The 21,844-nt window shown below is 52.9% G+C and carries 17 protein-coding genes; 6 read left to right on the forward strand and 11 right to left on the reverse strand.

All coding sequences use genetic code 11. From position 1 onward, the window contains the following. Positions 1–24: 24 nt before the first annotated feature. The 4 genes from GN112_RS12960 to GN112_RS12975 all read left to right on the forward strand — a co-directional run bounded on the left by GN112_RS12960 (position 25) and on the right by GN112_RS12975 (position 5,063). Positions 25–603: a 4Fe-4S dicluster domain-containing protein gene (locus GN112_RS12960; RefSeq protein WP_155310608.1), complete on the forward strand. Its 579-nt coding sequence runs from the start codon at positions 25–27 to the stop codon at positions 601–603. Beyond that, positions 600–1,469: a CoB--CoM heterodisulfide reductase iron-sulfur subunit B family protein gene (locus GN112_RS12965; protein WP_155310609.1), complete on the forward strand. Its 870-nt coding sequence runs from the start codon at positions 600–602 to the stop codon at positions 1,467–1,469. Before GN112_RS12960 ends, GN112_RS12965 begins: the two co-directional genes overlap by 4 nt. 116 nt (positions 1,470–1,585) lie before the next feature. Then, on the forward strand, positions 1,586–3,892 hold the full coding sequence (locus GN112_RS12970; RefSeq protein WP_155310610.1) for a PAS domain S-box protein: 2,307 nt from the start codon (positions 1,586–1,588) through the stop codon (positions 3,890–3,892). A 16-nt stretch (positions 3,893–3,908) separates the two neighbouring features. Next, positions 3,909–5,063 (forward strand): sensor histidine kinase, encoded by a 1,155-nt coding sequence (locus GN112_RS12975; RefSeq protein ID WP_155310611.1) that lies wholly within the window; start codon positions 3,909–3,911, stop codon positions 5,061–5,063. A gap of 164 nt (positions 5,064–5,227) precedes the next feature. On the opposite strand, the gene GN112_RS12980 is transcribed toward GN112_RS12975, so the two are convergent. The 8 genes from GN112_RS12980 to modA all read right to left on the reverse strand — a co-directional run bounded on the left by GN112_RS12980 (position 5,228) and on the right by modA (position 14,561). Next, complete coding sequence (locus GN112_RS12980) at positions 5,228–5,998, reverse strand: hydrogenase iron-sulfur subunit (protein ID WP_155310612.1); 771 nt, start codon at positions 5,996–5,998, stop codon at positions 5,228–5,230. Between the two features lie 57 nt (positions 5,999–6,055). Next, positions 6,056–8,839, reverse strand: coding sequence for a formate dehydrogenase subunit alpha (gene fdhF / locus GN112_RS12985; protein WP_155310613.1), 2,784 nt, complete (start codon positions 8,837–8,839; stop codon positions 6,056–6,058). A gap of 499 nt (positions 8,840–9,338) precedes the next feature. Further along, positions 9,339–10,289: a sulfite exporter TauE/SafE family protein gene (locus GN112_RS12990; RefSeq protein ID WP_155310614.1), complete on the reverse strand. Its 951-nt coding sequence runs from the start codon at positions 10,287–10,289 to the stop codon at positions 9,339–9,341. Positions 10,290–10,295: 6 nt separating this feature from the next. Beyond that, positions 10,296–11,240 (reverse strand): ABC transporter ATP-binding protein, encoded by a 945-nt coding sequence (locus GN112_RS12995; protein ID WP_269434910.1) that lies wholly within the window; start codon positions 11,238–11,240, stop codon positions 10,296–10,298. A 24-nt stretch (positions 11,241–11,264) separates the two neighbouring features. After that, a complete protein-coding gene (locus tag GN112_RS13000) occupies positions 11,265–12,623 on the reverse strand; it encodes a transposase (protein WP_155310081.1) in 1,359 nt (452 codons plus the stop codon). 77 nt (positions 12,624–12,700) lie between these two features. Next, positions 12,701–12,922, reverse strand: a complete 222-nt coding sequence (locus tag GN112_RS13005; RefSeq protein ID WP_155310616.1) for an ATP-binding cassette domain-containing protein — start codon at positions 12,920–12,922, stop codon at positions 12,701–12,703. Further along, entirely contained in the window at positions 12,919–13,695 is a 777-nt protein-coding gene (locus tag GN112_RS13010; RefSeq protein WP_155310617.1) for an ABC transporter permease, read from the reverse strand. Before GN112_RS13010 ends, GN112_RS13005 begins: the two co-directional genes overlap by 4 nt. Next, entirely contained in the window at positions 13,692–14,561 is an 870-nt protein-coding gene (gene modA, locus GN112_RS13015) for a molybdate ABC transporter substrate-binding protein (RefSeq protein ID WP_155310618.1), read from the reverse strand. Before modA ends, GN112_RS13010 begins: the two co-directional genes overlap by 4 nt. Positions 14,562–14,753: 192 nt before the next feature. Here modA and GN112_RS13020 point away from each other — a divergent pair, with 192 nt between their 5' ends. Beyond that, the gene (locus GN112_RS13020; RefSeq protein WP_155310619.1) at positions 14,754–15,668 is read left to right on the forward strand and encodes a substrate-binding domain-containing protein; all 915 of its coding nucleotides are present in this window, start codon (positions 14,754–14,756) and stop codon (positions 15,666–15,668) included. Positions 15,669–15,770: 102 nt separating this feature from the next. Here GN112_RS13020 and GN112_RS13025 read toward each other — a convergent pair whose 3' ends face one another. The 3 genes from GN112_RS13025 to miaA all read right to left on the reverse strand — a co-directional run bounded on the left by GN112_RS13025 (position 15,771) and on the right by miaA (position 20,431). Beyond that, complete coding sequence (locus tag GN112_RS13025; protein WP_155310620.1) at positions 15,771–18,944, reverse strand: PAS domain-containing hybrid sensor histidine kinase/response regulator; 3,174 nt, start codon at positions 18,942–18,944, stop codon at positions 15,771–15,773. 30 nt (positions 18,945–18,974) lie between these two features. Then, positions 18,975–19,352: a response regulator gene (locus GN112_RS13030; RefSeq protein WP_155310621.1), complete on the reverse strand. Its 378-nt coding sequence runs from the start codon at positions 19,350–19,352 to the stop codon at positions 18,975–18,977. 152 nt (positions 19,353–19,504) lie between these two features. Beyond that, a complete protein-coding gene (miaA, locus tag GN112_RS13035; RefSeq protein WP_155310622.1) occupies positions 19,505–20,431 on the reverse strand; it encodes a tRNA (adenosine(37)-N6)-dimethylallyltransferase MiaA in 927 nt (308 codons plus the stop codon). A gap of 407 nt (positions 20,432–20,838) precedes the next feature. Between miaA and GN112_RS13040 the strand changes: the two genes are divergently transcribed. Continuing rightward, positions 20,839–21,840, forward strand: a complete 1,002-nt coding sequence (locus tag GN112_RS13040; RefSeq protein WP_155310623.1) for a glycine cleavage system protein H — start codon at positions 20,839–20,841, stop codon at positions 21,838–21,840. Positions 21,841–21,844: the final 4 nt, after the last annotated feature.

Genomic DNA, 21,844 nt, shown 5'->3' on the forward strand with positions numbered 1-21,844 from the left:
CGCCGTGCCCCTACGGAGGGAAAAATGAACCAATCCAATGAACCGAACACCCATCCCCTGGCCGCCATCCAATCCATGGTCCGGGCCTGTATCCAGTGCGGCACCTGCACCGGGTCGTGTCCCAACGCCGACGAGATGGATCTGACCCCGCGGCACATGTGGCGGCGGGTCATCATGGGCCACCTGGATCGGATCATGACCAGTCGCACGTTTATCCTCTGTTCGGACTGTTACACCTGCACCCTGCGCTGCCCGCGCGGCCTGCCCCTGACCGACGCCATGGAGATGCTCAAGGGCATCGCTTTTGCCCGTCAGGAAAAAAAACATCGCCATCCACGGCATTTCTACGAACAATTCCTGGCCACCGTGCGCCGCCACGGTCGTATCCGTGAACTGGAATTCATGAGCCGCTATTTCACGACCGTCCGTAATCCGATGGTGCCCCTGCGTTTCGCGCCGATGGGACTCAAGCTGATACAAAAAGGCAAAGTCGAACTGGGGTTCGGCCATGCCACGGACACGCCCCTGGCCCCCTTGTTCGACAAGGTGGCGGCCATGGATCAGGCGGCCCCCGAATCCGCCGCCGAGGAGGATCAGGCATGAATTATTTTTACTACCCGGGATGCAGCCTCACCGGTTCGGCCCGCGAGTACGACCTGGCCACCCGTGCCGTACTGGCCGCTGCCGGAGCGACGTTGACTGAGATCGACGACTGGACCTGCTGCGGGGCCAGTGCAGCGGCGCCCATCAGCCATCTTCTCTCTCTTTCCTTGAGCGCCCGCAACCTGGCCCTGGCCGAAGGGATGGCAAGCGATGGCGACGTCCTGGTCCCCTGCAGTGCCTGTTATCTCAATCTGAAAAAAGCCCATACCGTGCTGAAAACCGATGCCGACGGCCGGGCCAGGATCAATGCGGCCCTGTCCGCCGTGAATCTGACCGCCCGTGGCCGGGGACGGGTGCGCCATCTGCTGGACGTACTCGCCACCGACCTTGGATCCGGCGGTCTTGCACCGCTGATGGCCCGCTCGCTCTCCGGCCTGAGCGTGGCCCCCTATTACGGCTGCCAGTGCCTGCGGCCGTTCGTGGAATTCGACAATCCGGAACGGCCCGTCAGCATGGCGCCGCTGATCGAAGCCACCGGTGCCGATGTCTTTGCCTGGGAGATGGGCGCCCGCTGCTGCGGCGCCGCGCTGGTCAACACCCAGCCGGAAGCGGGGTTGAAGCGCGTTGCGGCCATCCTGCGGGCCGCCAAGGGCGCCGACCTGATCGTCACCGTCTGTCCCATGTGCCAGATCAACCTGGATGCCTGGCAGGCCAAGGCATCCCGCATTGCCGGTGAGGATCTGTCCATCAGCGTCCTCTACCTGCCCCAGCTGCTTGGGCTGGCCATGGGACTTTCTGCGGAAGCGCTGGGGCTGAATCTCAACCTGGTAATCCTGGAAGGGGTTCGTGAAAAGATAGAACGATGAATGTCAAAATCTCAATCACAAATGCCAATTGATGGTATGCTATCGATGAGAAAAAAAACGACACAATCCTTCAATTGACATTTGGATGTTGCCATTTGACATTCCTGAAAGGTCCTATGATCGAATTGATTCTCAGAATCCGCAACAGCCTGGCCGCCAAACTGATCCTCGCGGTGGGCGTCGTCCTGCTGATCACCATCGCCACCTGGGCGTTTTTCAATATCCGCTACCAGAAGGAGAAAATGATGAAAAACATGGTGGCCGGCACGGATCGCCTCACCACCACCATCCGCCTGGGCACCCACTATGCCATGATGCTCAACTCCCGGGACGAAATCAACCAGATCATCAACAACATCGGCCGTCAGCCGGAAATCAAGAATATCCGCATCTACAACAAGGCCGGCGAAATCAAGTACACCAACAATCCGAACGAGGTCGAGCAGACCACCAACATCAAGGCCGAGGCCTGCCACATCTGCCACCGCACCGACCCGCCGATGGCAGATGTCCCGCTGGAAGGACGCACGCGCATCTTCCCCTCTCCGGCCGGCTACCGCCTGCTGGGCATTATCAGCCCGATCCGCAACGAGCCGGGATGCAGCACCGGCGACTGCCATGTACACCCCGAGGACAAAAAGATCCTGGGCGCCCTGGACGTGGTCATCTCCCTGGAAAGCACCGACCGCGAACTGCTCATGGAGGAACGGGGCATCATCGGCCTGGCCGGTTTTGTCTTTTTGATTACCTCGGCGATGATCTTCGTCTTTGTCCTGCGTTTCGTCAACCAGCCCATCCGCCGTCTCATCGACGGCACGCGCCGGATCGCCCGCGGCGATTACGCCAGCAAAGTACGCCTGCCCCAGGCCGATGAACTCGGTCAACTGGCCGTGGCCGTCAACCAGATGTCCGATGAAATTGCCTCCAGTCAGCGGGAGTTGAACAACCAGCGCGACGAATATCAGAACCTGTTTGAACGGGTCCCCTGCCTGATTACGGTCCAGGACCACAACTACCGACTGCTGCGCTACAACCATGAATTCTCCCAGCGGTTCTCACCCGAACCGGGTGACTTCTGCTACCATGCATACAAGGGACGGAGCGAAAAATGCGTTGCCTGCCCGGTGGACAAAACCTTTGCCGACGGCCTTTCTCACCATACCGAGGAGAGCGGGGTGGACAAGGACGGCTCCACCAAACACTGGCTGGTACGCACCTCCCCCATCAAGGACGCCAGCGGCCTGATCGTTGCCGCCATGGAAATCTCCCTGGACATCACCCAACGCCGGCAACTGGAAGTGGACCTGCAGAAGTCGGAGAAGAAGTACCATGCCATCTTCAGCAACATTCCCAACCCGGTTTTCGTACTCGATTTGGAAACACTCCGGATCGTGGACTGCAACCGCAGCGTCACCACCGTTTACGGTTTCAGTGTGGAAGAGATGGTCGGCCGTTCCTTCATGACCCTGTTTCATCCCGATGAGCGCGACCACTACGCGTTCAAGGTGGTGACCTGTTCGATGATCAACCAGGCGCGCCATCTGAATCGGGAGGGCAAGGGGCTCTTTGTCAACATCCGCATCTCTCCCTCGGAGTATTCCGGGCAGAAAGTCCTCCTGGTCACCACCAGCGATATCACCAAACGCCTGGAAGCCGAACAGCAGCTCATTCAGGCCAGCAAGATGGCCACCCTGGGTGAAATGGCCACCGGTGTGGCCCACGAGTTGAACCAGCCCCTGTCGGTCATCAAAACCGTGAGCAGTTTCTGTATGCGCAAAATCAACGCCGCCGAGCCCATCGCCGAAGAGATCCTGTCGACCATGCTGGGCAAAGTGGACAACAACGTGGACCGGGCCACGCGGATCATCAACCACATGCGCCAGTTCGCCCGCAAATCGGACATGCAGATGGATCACATCCAGCTCAACGAGGTTTTGAAAAGCGCCTTTGAGATCTTCAGTCAGCAGCTCAAGGTACGCGGCATCCGAGTGGAGTGGGACGTCTGTGAAACGCTGCCCCGCATCCACGGTGATCCCAGCCGTCTGGAGCAGGTTTTCATCAACCTGCTGCTCAATGCCCGCGATGCCATCGAATCGCAGTGGAGCGACGCCCCGGCAACCGACGCCGACAACGCCAAAACCATCCAACTTTGGACCGGCATGGAGGATAGCCGGGTTACCTGCCGGGTCTGCGACACGGGAACCGGCATGCCCGAAACCATCGTCGAGAAAATCTTTGAACCTTTTTTCACCACCAAGGAGGTCGGCAAGGGAACCGGCTTGGGTCTTTCCATCAGCTATGGTATTGTTAAGGAGTGCGGTGGTACCATCGAGGCCACCGCCAATGTTCCCCACGGCACCTGTTTTATCCTGCGCTTTCCGGTCGCCGGTGAAACGGCAGAAAAGAACGGTGGCAACACCTAAGAGAAGAAATCAACCCATGGATGAAACCGCACCCAAGACGATCCTGATTGTCGATGACGAACCCGACATCCGCGACGTGCTGACCATTTCTCTAATGGATATGGGTTACCTCACCCTGGAGGCGGAAAACGCCATGCAGGCCTTCGAGGTCTTTATCGAATCCTCTCCGGAAATCGTGGTCACCGACATCAAGATGCCGGGAGGGGACGGCATCGAACTGCTCCGCAAAATCAAGCGCGAAAACCCGGAAACCGAGGTCATCATGATCACCGGCCATGGAGACATGAACCTGGCCATCCGCAGTCTGAAATATGAAGCCACCGATTTCATCACCAAACCCATCAATGTGGACGTGCTCGATATCGCCCTGAACCGGGCGCTGGAAAAGATCTCCATGCGCCGGAAACTGCAGGCCTACACCCGCAGCCTTGAGCAGTTGGTTCGCGAAAAGACCGAGCTGCAGGACCATCTGGCGTCCCTGGGCCTGATGATCGGATCCATATCGCACGGGATGAAAGGACTGCTCACCAGTCTGGAGGGGGGACTCTACCTGGTTTCGTCGGGTCTGCAGAAGGATAATATCGAGCGCGCCCGCGAGGGCTGCCAGGCTGCCGCCAATACGGCGGAACGCATCCGCAAGATGGTGCTGGACATCCTCTATTACGCCAAGGAACGGCAGCTGCAGTGCAAGCCGGTTCAGGTGGCGGCCTTCACCGAGGCGCTGGTGGCGATAGTCCGCCCGCGGGCCGACGGTTTCGGCATCAAGCTGATCTGTCATGTGGCGGCGGATGTTGACACCATGGACGTGGACGCCGATTACCTGCAGGCGGCGCTGGTCAACATCCTGGACAATGCCGTGGATGCCTGCCTCAAAACCACACCCGCCGAAGCCGCCAGGATCGACTTAAGCGTGCACGCCGACCGGGAAACTGTGGTCTTTACCATTGCCGACAACGGCATCGGCATGGACCCGGAAACCCGCGAAAAACTGTTCACCCTGTTCTACTCTACCAAGGAGCGCAAGGGCACCGGCCTGGGATTGTTCATCGCCAACCGTATTGTCGGCCAGCACAACGGCAGCATAACGGTCAAAAGCATGCCCGGGAAAGGGGCCACGTTCACGGTGCGGATTCCCAGGACCATACCCGTTGATACCCAGGCGAAGGCTTGAATAGTGCCCATCCAGAAATGACCAATTTGCCCGATATCTTTGTTCCCCGAAAAATTTTATCCTCGGAATATCAACCATATGCCTGTGGTAAAATTTTTCTGGCGCCTTGATCTCAACCCAATTTGCCTATTTCTGGATGGGCACTACCTAACCTGGCGATCTGATTAGCTGCCAACGCAATATCGTTTGTTGTCTTCGTCAAAACTGATGAAACCTTGCCGAACTGACGCATGCAGTTGTTTGATGACCACGGACCGGTCCAACTTTAACTCACGGGTGATTTCCTCAATTGAATGATCTTGTTTTCTTAAAGATGCGATCAACTGGCCGGTTGTCACTTTTTCCGCGATCATTTCATTGAACAGTTTGGAGAATTCATCACTATTGAAATATTCATCATACTCTTTTTCCGTCTTAAAACGGACCCGGATTTTCTCCCTTTCAACCAGCTTCAGGTAGGGGACCAGGCTGGAGGCCACGTCGAGTCTCGATTTCAGTTCATCGTCGGTCAAGCCTTCGGCTTTGCCGATGGGCCCCATTTTGATCAATTTTTGCGAAAAGTCGTTCATGACTTCGGCAAAACGAATACCTTCGGAGGCGGATACCCATTCAAGCCGCAAACGCTCGGGGTTGATGCCGATGTGGGCCAGCAGTTTTTTGTAAATATACTTCTTGGTCAATGCGTCATAGTTGCCTTCGGTCGAATAGTGGCACTCGCCCGGCCAGCAGCCGCCGATGAACACCCCATCCATGCCGTTCAAAAACGACCTGAAAATGAACAGTGGATCAACCCTGCCCGAGCACATCAAGCGGACCACCTTCATATAAGGCGGGTACTGGAACCTCGAAATCCCGCACAGATCCGCTCCGGCATAGCAACACCAATTACACAAAAACCCCAAAATTTTCGGCCTGAACTCGTACCCCGTTTTCATTCTCAAATACTCCTTTCATTGTGAATTTTCTCAAAATACGTTTGTTTTCAACAATTCTTAGGCGTTCAATGGATTCGCATCCATTTTTGCGGGCGACAGCGCCACGGCACAGACTTTCAGCTCCGGAATCGCGCATACGGGGTCCAGCGCGGCATGGGTCAGCCGGTTGGCCGCCGCCGCTGCGAAATGAAAGGGGATGAACACGGTTCCCGGCATAATGGCTGGCGTCAATGTGGCCCGTGCCTGGATCGTCCCCCGGCGCGAACGGATGCTCAGCATCTCTCCATTGACAACACCCAGGCGCAAGGCATCCGAATCGGCGATTTCGATCCGGCATTCCGGCGCCCGCTCGTTCAAATCGTCACTCTTCATGGTCATGGTGCCGGTATGATAGTGGTAAAGCAGGCGGCCCGTGGTCAGGGTAAACGGAAAATCGTCATCCGGCGTTTCAGCCGGGGGAATAAATTCGACCGCATGAAATTTCCCCAGTCCGGAGGTGAACTTTCCGATGTGCAGCACCGGTGTTCCTGGATGGTCGTCCGTGGGACATGGCCAGACCAGTCCGTCGGCATCGATACGGTGGTAGGAAATGCCGCCATAGGATGGTGTCACTCGGCTGATTTCATCGAACACCGCCTCGGCATCGGCGTATTCCATGGGTACCCCCATGCGGGTTGCCAAGGCCGAGGTGATTGACCAGTCATCACGGGCCTCACCCGGCGGCGGGACGGCCGGACGAATCCGCTGGACTTTGCGTTCCGTGTTGGTGAAGGTTCCCGCTTTCTCAGCGAAACAGGTGGCGGGGAAGACAACATCGGCCAACCGGGCCGTTTCGCTCAGGAAAATGTCCTGAACCACAAAAAAGTCAAGGTTTTGAAGGCTTTTTTGCACATGGTTCAGGTCCGGATCCGAAACCATGGGATTCTCGCCAATGATGTAAAGGGCTTTGATGTCGCCTGTTAACGCCATTGGAATCATCTCCGTGGCCTTCAATCCCATCTTCTCGGACAGGTGGGTGGTGTTCCAGGCGGCCTCCATTTTTTGGGCAGCGGCTGTATCCGTCACCGACTGATATCCACTATATACGTTGGGCAGGCAGCCCATGTCACAGGCCCCCTGGACGTTGTTCTGGCCGCGCAGCGGATTGACACCGCCCCCGTCAATTCCGAGGTTGCCGCAAAGCATGGCCAGGTTGGCAAGGGCTTTTACATTATCCGTACCCGTGCTGTGCTGGGTGATCCCCATGCAGTAAACGATGTTGCCGACGCCTGCCGTGCCATAAAGCCTGGCCGCGGCAACGATTTGATCGGCCGGAATTCCGGTGATTTGGGATACGGCATCCGGAGTATAAGGTTCAAGGGCTTTTTTGAATGCATCGAAGCCTTCTGTTCGGGTTTTGATGAATTGCGCATCATGCAAGTTCTCTTTTAGGATCACATGCATGAGACCATTGATCCAGGCCACATCGGTGCCCGGCTTCTGGGTCATCTTCAAGACGGCATGCCTGGACAAGGGAATGTCGCGCGGGTCGACCACAATCAACTGGGCTTTTCCGAAGCGCACGGCGCGTTTGATATATGTGGACGTCACCGGATGCGTTTCGGTGGTGTTCGATCCGGTGACCAGAATCACATCAGCTTTGCTCAAATCGGCGATGGGATTGGTCATGGCCCCGCTGCCAAAGCTGGCCGCCAGACCCGCCACCGTGGAAGCATGGCAAAGCCTTGCGCAATGATCCACATTATTGGTCTTAAGCACACTACGGGCAAATTTCTGAGCTATATAATTATCTTCATTGGACATCCGGGCCGACGTCAGCACACCGATGCTATCCGGGCCGCTGGAATCACGGATCGCCGATAATCGCTGGGCGACATACCCCAGCGCCTCATCCCAGGACGCTTCCCGAAAACTGCCGTTTTCCTTGATCAGCGGTTGGGTCAAACGGTCGGGTGATCCGATAAAGTGGTAGCCGAAACGTCCCTTGACACACAGGCGGCCGTGGTTCGGGGCGGCATCCACACCGCTGACCTTCACGACCCGGTTTTCCTTGACATGCAGGTAAAGCTGGCAACCCGCACCGCAGTAACTGCAGGTGGTGCGCACCTTGCGGGTTTCCCAGGGGCGTACGGTGTAGCGGGCATCCTTTTCGACCAATGCGCCGACCGGACAGGCCTGGACGCATTCCCCGCAAAACACACAATCCGAATCGCTTAGCGGTCGATCGCCGGCGGTGATGATTTTGGCGTCCTTGCCACGATAGCCAAAGCGGATCGCATTGTTTACCTGGATGTCGTTACAGGCCTGAACACAGCGGCCGCACTGGATACAACGGGAAAAATCCCGCACGATAAACGGATTGACGCTTTCCAAGGGATACCGCGTCGGTCGATGATCGACATACTCCGTACTCACCTGATACCGATACGCCAAATCCTGCAAGCGGCAATCTCCCCATACCGGACACAGTTCGCCGCTCATGTCCTCATTGGCAACTTTGAGCTGGAGTTCCGACCACTGGGAATCATTGCCCGTTCGAATGGCGCAGTTGTGGTTACCCGAGCTGAGCATGAGCTCGATGATCTGCCGCCGTGCGGCCACGACTTCAGGAGATTCGGTCTTTACCGCCATGCCGTTTGTCGCCGGCGTTGTGCACGCGGTCAGCAAAGTTTGCGATCCTGCCACTTCCACCACACAGATCCGGCAGGCACCGGTGGGTGTGGCATCCTTCAAATGGCACAACGTGGGGATATCGATTTGGTTGCGCTTGGCAACATCCAGAATCGTCTCACCGGCTGAAAAGGGAAACTCATTGCCGTTAATGAAAAGGGTTTGGCTCATTATCGAACTCCTCTGGGCGCAGTTTTCCGACCTGTTGGCGCGGAGGCGCCAATAGTTAAACGATCCTCGCGCCGTTGGTCGTGAAGGCAAAAATGATGATCAGTGGCGTTTGATCAATTGTGGCGGGGAATCGAGAAAAAAGGCGATTCCGTCACCAGGGAATTACCATATGCGTGTCGACCCGGACACGCTAGTGCCAGGCACCTCAGGTAAACCCTATTCGACGGATCGTTAGTGGCATAATGAATAGATGTGAAAGTTAATCTTGATGGGCCGTTATAAACAATTGCATCCACAAAAGTCAATTCAAATCAAATCGATTGCCTTGACTTCGCATATCAGCCTGAATTTAAAAGTTTTCTCAAGCGTCAATTTGATAAACCACCTGTGGTGGTTAATTTTTGCAAACACGATCAGGGGATTTTGTTGCAGAAATGGATGACAATTACTTGGGCTTTTAGGCGGGTATCTCACTTACATTGGCAAAGAGGGGGCCGCTTCAATACCCTAAAAACGCAGCAACGTATTTAAGGGCTGTAAAAACGATGATCATAGAAAGCATCCATTTGATGGCCTTGGCGGGAACAAATTTCTGACAGCGCGCTCCGAGGTACATGCCGGCCATTCCCCCTGAACCGAATAATGCACCCAAGAGCCAATCCGGAGCCACCGAAATATTCGGGTACAGCGGCGCTATGGTTTGATAAAAAACGACACCGGCCACCGATGTGACGAAAGTGCCCATCAGGGCCGCTCCGGCCACGGTATAAACCGGCAGACCGAAAAAGGTTACAAAAAACGGGGCGATGATAGATCCTCCCCCAATGCCGTAAACGCCTCCTACAATGCCCACGATAAAACTGAGGATAAAAATTCCCCAAAACGAAACATCGAACGATTCATCATAAAACGTATATCCCAGCCGCTTGAAGTTAAAATGCGCGACCGACGTTTTCTTCAAACACATTTCCTTGGCAACGCTTTTCGAATGATAGTTTTTCATCAACGCTTGAAAGCGCTTTTCACTGTCAGTTTTGGCGTCCCCGCTTGTGTTCTTCTTCAGCAGGTCACGCACCATTTTTAGGCCGATGTATAGGAGGACACCGGCGGCGAAAAGCTTAAAATGACTCGGATTGGGCAGGTAGACTACTCGCAGGAGGGCGCCAATAAAAACGCCGGGCAGGGTCCCGACAATCACCACCCATGTCAGGGGCCACACCATCCGACCCTCGCGCCAGTAGCGATAAACACCACTTGGGATGGCTACAATGTTGAATACCTGGTTGGTAGCGCTGACCGAAGGGTCGGTGTATCCGAGGAACGACATTTGAAAAGGCAAAAGAAGAAAAGCTCCCGAAACGCCGCCCATCGAGGTGAAAAAGGATACAATGAAAGCAACAAAAAAAGGAATAAGCGGGTGAACTTCTACGCCTGATACTGGAAATAGCATATTATTTCATTCGCCTGTTTGTATCTGTGATGACACCAAGACAATTTGTTTTTCAGGTATTGCGACACGAATCTTCTTCCCGTTAAACAAATTATATTTTCTTTCGAGATATCTTGGCACTTTCATTTCAAAATCAAATTCCTTTGGGCTTTCAAGTAGTTTGGTGTATATTAGGAAATAATCCGGAAGAGGCAAAATTGAGACAATTTCAACCTGAAAGATGTTTTTTCTCAGCCCTCCCTTAACAGGCCGCTCTTCCTTAATTATTTTGATATCCTGTGGCATAATACATAATTTGACTTGTTCCCCTGATGGTATTTGTTGGGGCGCCACAATGCTGAAATGTCCCAAATCGACAATTGTTGTTTCGTTGTGCGCTTTGGCGATTCCGGAGAAAAGATTGCGGTAGGTGAGATACCGGGCAACGCCTTCCGTAGCCGGTTTTTCGAATATAATCTGTGTTCGATCACTTTGATGCAGCTCACCATCTAGCAGCACCGATATCCTGTCACCCATGCTGTAAGCTTCTTCAAGATTGTGGGTGATATGAAACGCAGTTATACCGATTTCATTAATAATTGTTTTCAGTTCGACCCAAAGGTTGCGTTTGGCGCTTTCGTCAATTGAAGAAAAAGGCTCATCCAGCAATACAATATCCGGTTGTATGGCCAGTGCTCTGGCCAAGGCGACTCTCTGTTTTTCTCCACCCGATAGATGATGAACGTTTCGGGTGCGGAGTTTATGAATGTCCAAAATTGAACACAGTCTATCGACAATAGCGTCCGGATCTTGAATAAAGTTGTCTCTTGCGTGAAAACCGAACCTGATATTTCCCTCTACATTCAAATGGGGAAAAAGAGAATAATTCTGTGGGACATAACCCATACAGCGGCGCTCGGGGATTTCGTTGGTAATATTTTCTCGAGTTTTCGAAAAATAGTTCTTTGACAAATTGTGATTATGGCACTTTCATTGCTATGCAGCCTCTTGGGGGTTGAGATTCTGGTTCCGTTCGAGCAACTCCACTTCTTTTCTCGGTTTGCGGAACCTGAAGATATTTTTCTCTTCCACTTCTAACCACTTGCGATAAAAATCTTCGTCCGCCTTCAGTCTCTCAAATACTGCCTTGAAATTTTCGTATTGGGATTGACGTATAATTGAGGGGATCGTTAATGATCCCTTTGACAGTTTTCCAGCAGTGCTTTGCTTGTAGTTTTCAAAATGGAGGAGGGAGTCAATCCAGGACACCAGGCATATCGTTATTGATACGCCTTGCTCACTCCTGATAGTGGCTCCCTCCATATCGGTTAGCTGCTTCGCATTCCTGAAAAACTCTTCAATTACCCATCTATGGCTGTAAGTGATGAGAATTTTACCGGCTTCCCAAGTGAGTTGATCGGTAAGTAAATATTTCGTGGTTTGAGTGGTGGGATCAACACTTTCAACAACACAATGCTTGCCAGTTATAGAATTTAAACGAAGCGTCTTAGTCTTCGTGTGATAAAGAACTTTTTGAGCTTTACCAGTTGCCGGGTCTGCTGTAAAGCCGTATTTTTCAACGTAAGAAATGGATTTATAAACCTCGGGCAGGGACCGCGTGTAATATTGATTTTTTGACAATCGCCCTTTGGGGGTGAGCTTAGGGGGCTGGCATGGGACCCTGACCGTGTAATTGGGTTTGAGTTCGATAATATAACTGAGCTCAAGGCGTTTAAGTTCTTTGATAAACGGCCCTGTGCAAAACCAGGAATCCGCTAACACCATGGAAGGGGGGAAACCGACTTCCAATGCCCACTCCAGTATCTCGACGGCAAGCGCATACTTGGTTTTGTATGGATGGGCTTTCCCTCTTTGCCAAGGCATCGTCCCCGTTTCTTTGTGAAACATTCTGAAATTGATTGGAAATTTGATAAGGTTTCCATCACTGTAATACACAAAAACAAGGCAGGTTGCCTTCATGTTCGTTCCAAAGGCATGATCGAATAAAACAAACACACCGTGAATCCATTTGCAGAATTTGGTATGGTGTTTCATTGTGTCGTCGATCAGAAAATAACCTGGTTGAAGGGTGTACATTTGCTGGATGCGTTTGGCATAAAGCAATTGCAACTCGGGGATGTAAAATTTTGCATCGGATAAAAAATAAGAAAGCGTGCTAACCGCCTTTTCTTCCAACCACATTCGACTAATGCGGCTCAGGTTGAATCCAGAACCCAATACCAAGGCCGTTGCGACCAGTATCATGTTATCAAATTGAATGTTGGTTAGCCCTGGTTTCAAAAAGGACAGCCCGGTGACAAGGAATGCGAGCGGCTTAGCGCACGGAATCTTCATCCTTATTATCCCTTCTATTTCAGCATGTTATACACCTCCAGAAATATTATCGCACATATTGAGAATAATGTCCCGCACTATTTTTCGAAAACTCGAGTATTTTTATCCTTTGAAAATATTTTTCCTTTGGTAATCCTGTAAAACCCCAAAATGCATTTCATTAAGGACGTTTTGCCGCTACCGGTGGGACCGAGCAGAATATGGTATTCTCCCTTCTCGCACGAGAGGTTAATGTTGCGCAGGGAAAATTTACCCAACGATAGATTCAGCGACTGAATATCCAACTGGGGAGCCGTCATAGTCTCCCCCCGTTGACAGACCTGACGAAGAGCAGAATGGCCAGAGACATGGTCACGAGAATGGTTATATAAATTAAAGCCCCGGTGACATCGGCTGACTCGAAGCTTAAATAAATCGCCACCGGAATCGTCTCGGTTTTCATAGTCGTGGCCCCTGCCAATGTAACCGTTGCGCCAAATTCACCGATCGCCCTGCCCCACACCAACAAAAAAGAGCCGATAAGCCCCCGGCTTGCCATGGGAATCACAACCCTTAGAAAGGTTTGCATTTTGCTGTAGCCTAACGTCCGAGCCAGAATTTCATATTCTGTATCGATTCCGTCGAAGGTGTTTTTTAGTAATCGTATGGACAGTCCCACGATCACAAAAAATTGTGCCACAATGATCCCTTTGACCTCGAAGACAACGGAGCCAAAAATTTGCTCAATTTGTTTGCCGATAGCGGTGTTGAAAAAAATGAGCAACATTGCACCAAGAGCTATTGGTGAAAGCACGATGGGCAAGTCCAACAGTGTGTCAATAAAGGCTTTGCCGATAAAAGAGTGGCGCGAAAACAAATAAGCAACGGGTACTGAGGCCAGGATGGCAATGGCAGAGGAAATCGTGGCCGTTAGCAGTGAGAGCTTAATGGCAAACCAAACACGGTCAAAATGGGGGGCGGAGATCGCCTTTGTTCCGACCAATTCAAAAAGCATGCTGCCGAAAAGGCTGACAAATACGAATATAAGCAATGCAGCCGCACCCCACATAAAAGTGTCAAAGGTGCGGTTCATTTATTTTTCCATAGATCCTTGATAATTTCGAAATACTTGTCAGGAAGGGTATATTCACCGCCAACACTAGCCTGCGGCGCAAACGATTTCGCATCTTCTAATTTACTCAAGTATCCGTATTTCTTGTATATAGATTGTCCTATGGGAGAAAGCGTATATTCAATAAAAGCCTTTGATAGGTTAATATCCTTGGTATATTTGGGAATTGAAATCGGTATGTATGATATCCTTGGGATTTGTTTCGGGTTGATAGCGACAAATTCCATGCGTTCGGGGTTCCAGTAGTGAAACACTCGCCATCCGAGGATAGCATCGACCTTGTTCAACGCAGCCAAGTTTGCTGTTTTTGAGCAGGACCCGCCGAAGGTAACCACATTTTTCAGAACCGGTTCCAAAAAGTTGTTTGTTTCCAGTATTTCTATACCGTACAAACCCAAACAAACCGTCTCTGGATTGCCGATTCCGACCCGAACCCCAGGCCGCGCCAGGTCTTCCAACCCTTTCACATTTGCCGGATTACCCGCCGGGGTAATAATTGCCGGTACAAGGTAGGCCACGATTTGATCGCTGTTTTCTATGATCTGCTTTTTTCTTTCGGCAATGATGATATAATCAGGCGATCCTGGCAAATAGATCTCTCCCTTTTTAGATAGTTCAATTTGAGAAAGTAATGTGCCAGATCCACCAAAAATCATATTTACTTCAACATTCCTATCTTGTTTGAATTTTGCTGCAATCTCTTCCATTGGCGGCTTATTTGCAGAGCCGCAAAATACGGTTATGGATTGCATATCGGCCAAACCATTTGCTCCCACACAAAATATAACCACTGCACCTATTAGCCCAGCAATAATCCACTTCTTCATTCTCTCTTCCTTTTTTAATAGATTAGAGATTAAACTATTTGTTTCATTTCATGCTATTTAACACTTGATATTTAGTTTTGTGTGTTATTTAATACGTAATAATACGAAATAGAATATAAAATAAATTTTATGTATTGGATTATATAATTTGGTGCTTTCAGTCAAGATTTAACTGTAAATGGGAGAGTGTTTGTGAAGACGAAAGACGAACTTTCCGTTCAAGATGTTGCCGGCATCCTGAAAGTCAGTAAAAGCAAAATTTACAGCATGATAAAAAGCAATGAACTGCAATCCTACAAAGTAGGCCGCAAGGTTCGCTTCTCGGAAGATGACATAAAGTCATACATTCAAAACTCGAAAAAAGGGGATCTTGTTAAAAACCGGGAAATTCTAACCCCAATCCGTAATGAGGGATTCGTGCTATGCGGCCAGGATATCATTTTAGACATACTCTCGAATTATATGCGTCAACGCGGAGTCCCTGCACTGCGGGCATATATTGGAAGCTATGACAGTTTGATTGCGCTTTACCGTAAGCAGGTAAATGTCGCTTCTGCTCATCTCTGGGACAGCGATACAGATACCTATAATGTTCCTTACGTTCGGCGATTATTACCTGGAATCCCTGCTGTGGTTGTTCATTTGACCTGCCGTATACAGGGCTTTTATGTTGCGAAAGGAAACCCGAAAGAGATTACCAGCTGGGAAGATTTTGGGCGAGATGACATTACAATGGTGAACCGTGAACAAGGGGCTGGCTCACGGGTATTGCTTGATGAAAACCTTCGATTGATAGGCGTATTCGGGAAAGATATCGCTGGATATGATCAGGAAATCCAATCCCATCTTACGGTTGCAAGCATCGTGGCCTCTGGAAAAGCTGATGTCGCAATAGGAACCGAAAAAATAGCAAAACAGGTGGAAGGGATTGATTTTGTACCCATTAAAAAAGAGCGATACGATATTGTGTTCAGACGCGAAGATGCGGATCGATACGAAATACAATCTTTACTAAACATTATTCGTTCGCAAGCATTCCAGGAAGAATTTTCTCAGATAGGTGGTTACGACACGAAAGATATGGGAAAAGTGGTCATCGAATTTTGACCCCCTTCGACATCAGTTGATACGGAAGCACTACTTCCAAAACGCTACACTTCCTATTTACGCGTCCGTCCTCGCCATTGCGGCATTTCTCCACAGTACACCTCACCGGCCGGAAGGATCAAGCACGGCGCTGATCTTCTCCTGTAGCTGATCCATGCGGAAAGGCTTGTTGATGTAACCGTCCACCTGGACATCGCCCAGCTTTTCGCGAACCTGAAACTCTGTAAAACCACTGGTCACCAGCACCGGAAAGGCGGCCCCCATGGCACGCAGCCGTTCCAGGGTTTCCCGTCCCCCCATGCGCGGCATGTTGATATCCAAAAGGACAATACCGATGCGCTCCGCATTGGCCTCGGCCTCGGCCAGGGCCTCGACGCCGTCAGTGGCCGTGATGACATCGAATCCCAAGAGTTCGAGCATCTGGGAACCCAGCTCCAGGACCAGCGGCTCGTCGTCCACCAGAAGCGCTGTCCCCCGCTGTTTCCGGCGGGTTGCGGCGTCGACGGGCGGAGTCTTGGGAGCAAGGGCCGCAACCGCCTCTCGTTCCGGAAAATATACGGTAACGGCCGTGCCGGCATCGGGCCGGCTGTCGATGCGCACACCGCCCCGGTGGGCGCGCATGATGCCCATCACAGCAGCCATGCCCAGTCCCCGCCCGGTAAACTTGGTCGTAAAAAAGGGATCAAACACTTTTTCCAGGGTCTCCGGGTCCATTCCCCGGCCGTTGTCTGACACCCGCAACCAGATATATCGGCCCTCGGGCAGGCGATCACCGGGTGCCAGCCGCGACAATTGCGCAGTATCGCAATACTGGGCCCCGACGCTCAAACGGATTTCGAGGGGCTGGTCCCCGGAGGCCTCCACGGCATTGGTCACCAGGTTGGTGATCACCTGGTAAACCTTGGCGGAATCGGCATGAATCCATGTCGGACCATCGTTTATGTCAAGTGTTAAGGAGGCACTGTCGGCCACGGTGGTATTGATCAGGTCCACCATTTTTTTGAGGGTGGCGTTGAGGTCAAGGGGCTGAGGGTTGATTTTGGTCTGACCCACATAGGTCAGCATCAGGCTGCTCAGATCCGCCGCTTTGGTTGCCGATTTTTCGGCGGCATCGATTCGGCGCAGCTGGTCGCTGTTCTCTCCCATATCCATACGCAGCAGTTCCAGGTTACCCAGCACCACCATCAGCAAGTTATTGAAATTGTGGGCCACTCCTCCGGCCAGGGTGCTGACGGCCTCCAGCTTAAGTGTCTGCCGCAGCTGTTCGGCAATCTCAAGGCGCTCGCGTTCCAGGGATTTGAGTCGTGAGATGTCCATGGCGATCTGCACGCGCACCATTCGACCGTCGACCCAACGGATGGCCTGGTCATGGTTCAGGTACCAGCATTTTTTCACGGGATGCTGGCCTTCCCAGATGTGGACCCCCGTGGGATGACCCTGGCCGTCTACCAGCTTGTCGACAATGCAGCCGTCACACGCCTTGGAGGCATGACGGAAAAATTCAAAGCAGCGCGAACCCGCCGGGTAGTCGCCGAAGACATCGTGCATGGCCCGGTTCATGAACAGGATCTCGAACGTCTGCAGGTCGGACACATAGATGTGTGCCGTGATGCTGTCCAGCACCGTCGTTAAACGTTCGTGGGATGACCGGCGCTCCTCCTCGGCCAGCTTCTGTTCGGTAATTTCGCGAAGGTTGCCCAAAACCGCCACCGGCCGCCCCTCCGAATCGCGGACAATCGCTCGTTTATCGGAAAACCAGAGGTAATTTCCCTGCTTGCCACGAATCCGATACAGGCCACCGATCCCTGCTCGCGCCTCATCGGAACCGGTCATCAGTTGGCTGCTGAGGGCTATAAATCGGCTCCGGTCGTCGGGATGAACCAGCGCCTGCACGCCACTGAACCCCATCTCGTATATTTCTTGCGGAGAAAGCCCCAAAAGTTCCTGTACCGAATCACTGACATAGTCGTAGGTGCCCTGCCGGAGGTTCCGCTTGAATAGAATATCGCGCGAATGGCGAAGTACCTCCTCAAAACGCTGCTGGCTCTCGCGAAGGGCCGCTTTAGCCTGATGACGCGCCTGGAGAACCTCATCCAGCTCCCCCTTGATCAGGGCAATGGCGTCAAACACAGGACGAAAGGGGTGGGCGGCATCGACATGGTCCGGAAGGGTCACCCCGTTACGCTCCCAATCGATATCACCGATGAACTGCAGCAGTTGACGGACTTCGGGTACCGAAGAGTCAGCAGGGATATCTGGTGTTGGCAAGGCGTTGGGGGAAGCAACAGGGGCGAACCCGACGACCCGGTCTGCCATGGCCAGGGCGGCATCAAAGCCGGATACCGTTTTTACCCGAAATGGCATAAACGGGCTGGCCAGCATGGCTGCGGTGCGCACCGACCAGTTGGCATCGTAAAGGAGGTAAAGTTTGACCGGATAACGGGCATGCCAGCGTTTCAGCGCGTCCATGTATTGGGTGCGGACATGGCGGTCGCTGCACTGACCACCGGTGGTCGTACTCATGAGCACGGGAAAACCCGCATCGAAGCCGAGCATCTGGCGGACACGTTCCCGCAGCCGGTCCACGGACGCAATATGGTGAGCTTCCATCCTTCCGGTGGAAATGGCATGGTAGATCCGTCGATCGATGACTTCGACGGTCAGGGTATAACCATCCAACGCCAGACGCCAGCGGTCACACCGCAAGACGTGATGGCCGCTTTCAAAGTGTTCCGTAATTCCGGCCGCCCATTGTTTCCGGGGCCGGGGCTCGGCTGCCGCCAGCTGCGGTTCGCCACCGAGCAACTGTGCGGCGGCCGAAATGGCCGTGGCGTAGTCCCTGGTGATCCGGACATTGCATTTGACCCAACTGAACCGCTTGGCCATGTTGATCATAATCCGAAACAGCGGACTGACGCCGAAATAGGCGATCCCCAGCAAATGCTCGCGTTGCTCCACATATCTGATGTAGTATTTTCTGGCTTCGCGGGAGACGCCCCGCATGCCCGAATAATCCGAGATATGAACGTAACCGGTTGAAGAGTCGATGGATGACCGGATGACGGTGTCGGTCATTTTGAGCGATTCAATGAGCCCCTCCAGCTCAGCATAACCGGAAGGCTGGTTGAGGATGATCCGATCGCCGATCACCCGGCTGGTGAGCCAAAAATCGTTGCCGAATCGGCGGTGGGTCCACTCGGGCCGGGAAGTAATGGGCAATCCCGTTTCGGGACACACAGTAACGACATCGTCGGGGGAATGAATGGTCGTAGACATCGACGGTATCTCCGCTGAAACCTATCCGCTTTACGATTTCATCAACTTTGCAATGGCGTCGCGGAAAACCGATAAATTCATTTGTGGTTTCAGAAAAACATGCTCGGGAGTGACGCCGAGATCTCTCAGATCTTGATCCAATTTGTACTCCACAGAGCCGGTATGAATGAGAAAACGCATATTCGGACGAAGCTGGTATGCCTGGAGAATTAACGAATCGCCATCGAGTTTGGGCAGCCGGATATCCACAATGGCAACGTCAATGGGAAAACGGGCAATCAGATCAAGGGCATTTTCGGCACTATCCGCGGCAAAAACATCGAACTCGAAATCTTCGAGAAACTCAACAAGACTGTTACGGATGGATGGTTCGTCGTCAACGACCAACACACGAATAGCTGATGACATGGCGCCTCCCGGTGCCTGGATAACTGTTTCGGTGAATCGTTCTGCTCGGCGTTCCCGCCGAAATGGCCTTTACCCCATCATATCCTGATCCATCAGGCCAGGCAACCGGCACGGCCATGGCCATTTTTGGTTCACCGCCCGGTGCTTAGGGCTCACCCAAAAAATGTCTGGATCCGTTCAGCCGCCTTAGCCGACTGGTCGGGGGTCAGCCAGTGGATCCCCTCACGGGCACCGAACCAAGTCAACTGACGCTTGGCGTATCGGCGATGGTCCCGCTTAAGGGTCCGGAGGGTGTCATCCAGAATAGCCTCGCCCTCGATAACCGCCGCCAAGTGACGGTATCCAAGACTCTGCATGGATTTCAGGTCCCTTGTGTAGCCCGCCGCCAGGAGTTGCCCGACCTCATCCAAAAAACCCTGCGCCATCATTTCATCCACCCGCCGGTTAATCCGATCATACAATATCGGTCGGGGCCATGAAAGGCCGATTTCGAGGCTTGTGAAACGCGGTTCGCGAAAGCCATGCCGCTGTTGAACGACCGACAGGGGCTTACCCGTTATCTTATATATTTCCAGCGCCCGCAGGGTACGATAGGTGTCGTTGGGGTGAATCCGGCCGGCGGCAGTGGGGTCGATGCGGGCCAGTTTCCGGTACATGGCCTCGCCGCCGTCGGCCTGCGCCTGCGCCCGCAAGCGCTCACGGACGGCCGCATCGGACGGCCCCTGTTCGAAAAGACCATAAATCAACGCCTTGATGTAAAGCCCGGTCCCTCCCACCACAAAGGCACGACGGCCTCGAGCGACCACTCGCCGGACGATATCTCCAGCCATGGCGGCATAGGCAGCCGCGTCGAAATCCTCGTCCGGATCCACAATATCGATCATGTGATGGAGCACCGCCGCCTGCTCTGCCGGCGTGGGTTTGGCAGTGCCGATGTCCATGTGGCGGTAAATCTGCATGGAATCGGCACCGATGATTTCGCCATTGAACCGGCGGGCCAGATCAATGGCGAAACCGGTCTTTCCGGCGCCGGTCGGACCACAGACAACCACAATCTTACTTTTCGACAAGGGGCTCATCAACGATCAGTCATCCATAGATGCATTGTTTGCTAAAGTAAAAGATACCAATCCGCCTTTCCCTGTAGGAAAAACCGACACCCGTTGCGGGAAATTCCGACACGGAGTTAACCAATTGAAAAATAACATAATATCGCTACGTTCCCGGCCTCCATGGTCGGAATCATGAAATCGCTTGTTGGACAATCCCCCAGTCGCTGCGCCAATTATCGGCGACAATCTACCCGAAAAATACTTTTTTAGTATTATATTCAATTATTTATAGAAACGGCACGGCGTTTGCTGAACATTATGACAAACGTGAATACGAACCCAATTGGTATGGGTAACTATCACACCCGGTCAATGCGAATCAAGCCACCCCGAGCCAAAGCATTTATCATGCAGCATGCAAAAGGAGAGAAGAAATGAGCGAAAAAACCAACAAACGTCAAAGAAGCCGGATCGGCTACGGATCATCTTACCACCGCGGAGAACGTCACGAGGTGGGAAGCGGCCCCGGCATCGGCTCCGTCCTGGGAGGTCAGGTATGGGTCATTCAACCGGACAGAAAGGCGGTTCCCGAGAATGCATGCCTGTGGATGCAGGCCGGTGCGGTCAAGTACAAAACCTGCAATAATCATTTCGACTGCAACACCTGCAAGTATGACCATGCCATGCAGAACAAGGTGGCCCTGGGCAAACAAGTCAGCTGGCAGGACAGCATGCGGCGGCAGCCGGCATTGGCGCGCACCTGCCGGCACAGCCTGACCGGGCGGATCGCCCAGCGGGCCTGCGCATACGATTTTCATTGCGAAAAATGCGACTTTGACCAGTACTTCGAAGATGTCCTGGCAGCCAAAACCCAGAGTGCACCCACCGACATCGCCCGCGTCAAAGGCTTTGATGTTCCGCGTCATTACCATTTCCACAACGGCCACACATGGGCGCGGATCGAAAGCGGGGGCAACCTCAGGATCGGGTTGGATGATTTCAGCTTGAAGGTTTTCGGTCAGGCCGATGGTTTTGACCTGCCCTTGATGGGCAAGGAACTGAATCACAATCAGATCGGCTGGGGCCTGAAAAGAAAGCATCATCTGGCGGACGTGCGCGCCCCCATCGATGGTGTGATCATGGAGGTCAACATCCGGGTGATGGAAAATCCGGGACTGGCCAACCGGGAGCCGTATGGCGACGGATGGCTCTTTCTGGTGCGCACGCCGGATGTCAAAAAAGCGGCCAAACGCCTGATGGATGATGAGGCCAGTTTGAACTGGATCAACAACGAAGTCTCGATTCTGGAAGAGATGGTCACCGACGTGGCCGGCCCCCTGGCCGCCGACGGGGGTACCTTCGGGCCGGATATTTATGGAAATCTGCCCGGCCTGGACTGGCATCAACTGGCCCGCACCTTCTTGAAAACAGGTTGATCCC

The sequence above is a fragment of the Desulfosarcina ovata subsp. ovata genome (assembly GCF_009689005.1).
GTDB lineage: Bacteria > Desulfobacterota > Desulfobacteria > Desulfobacterales > Desulfosarcinaceae > Desulfosarcina > Desulfosarcina ovata.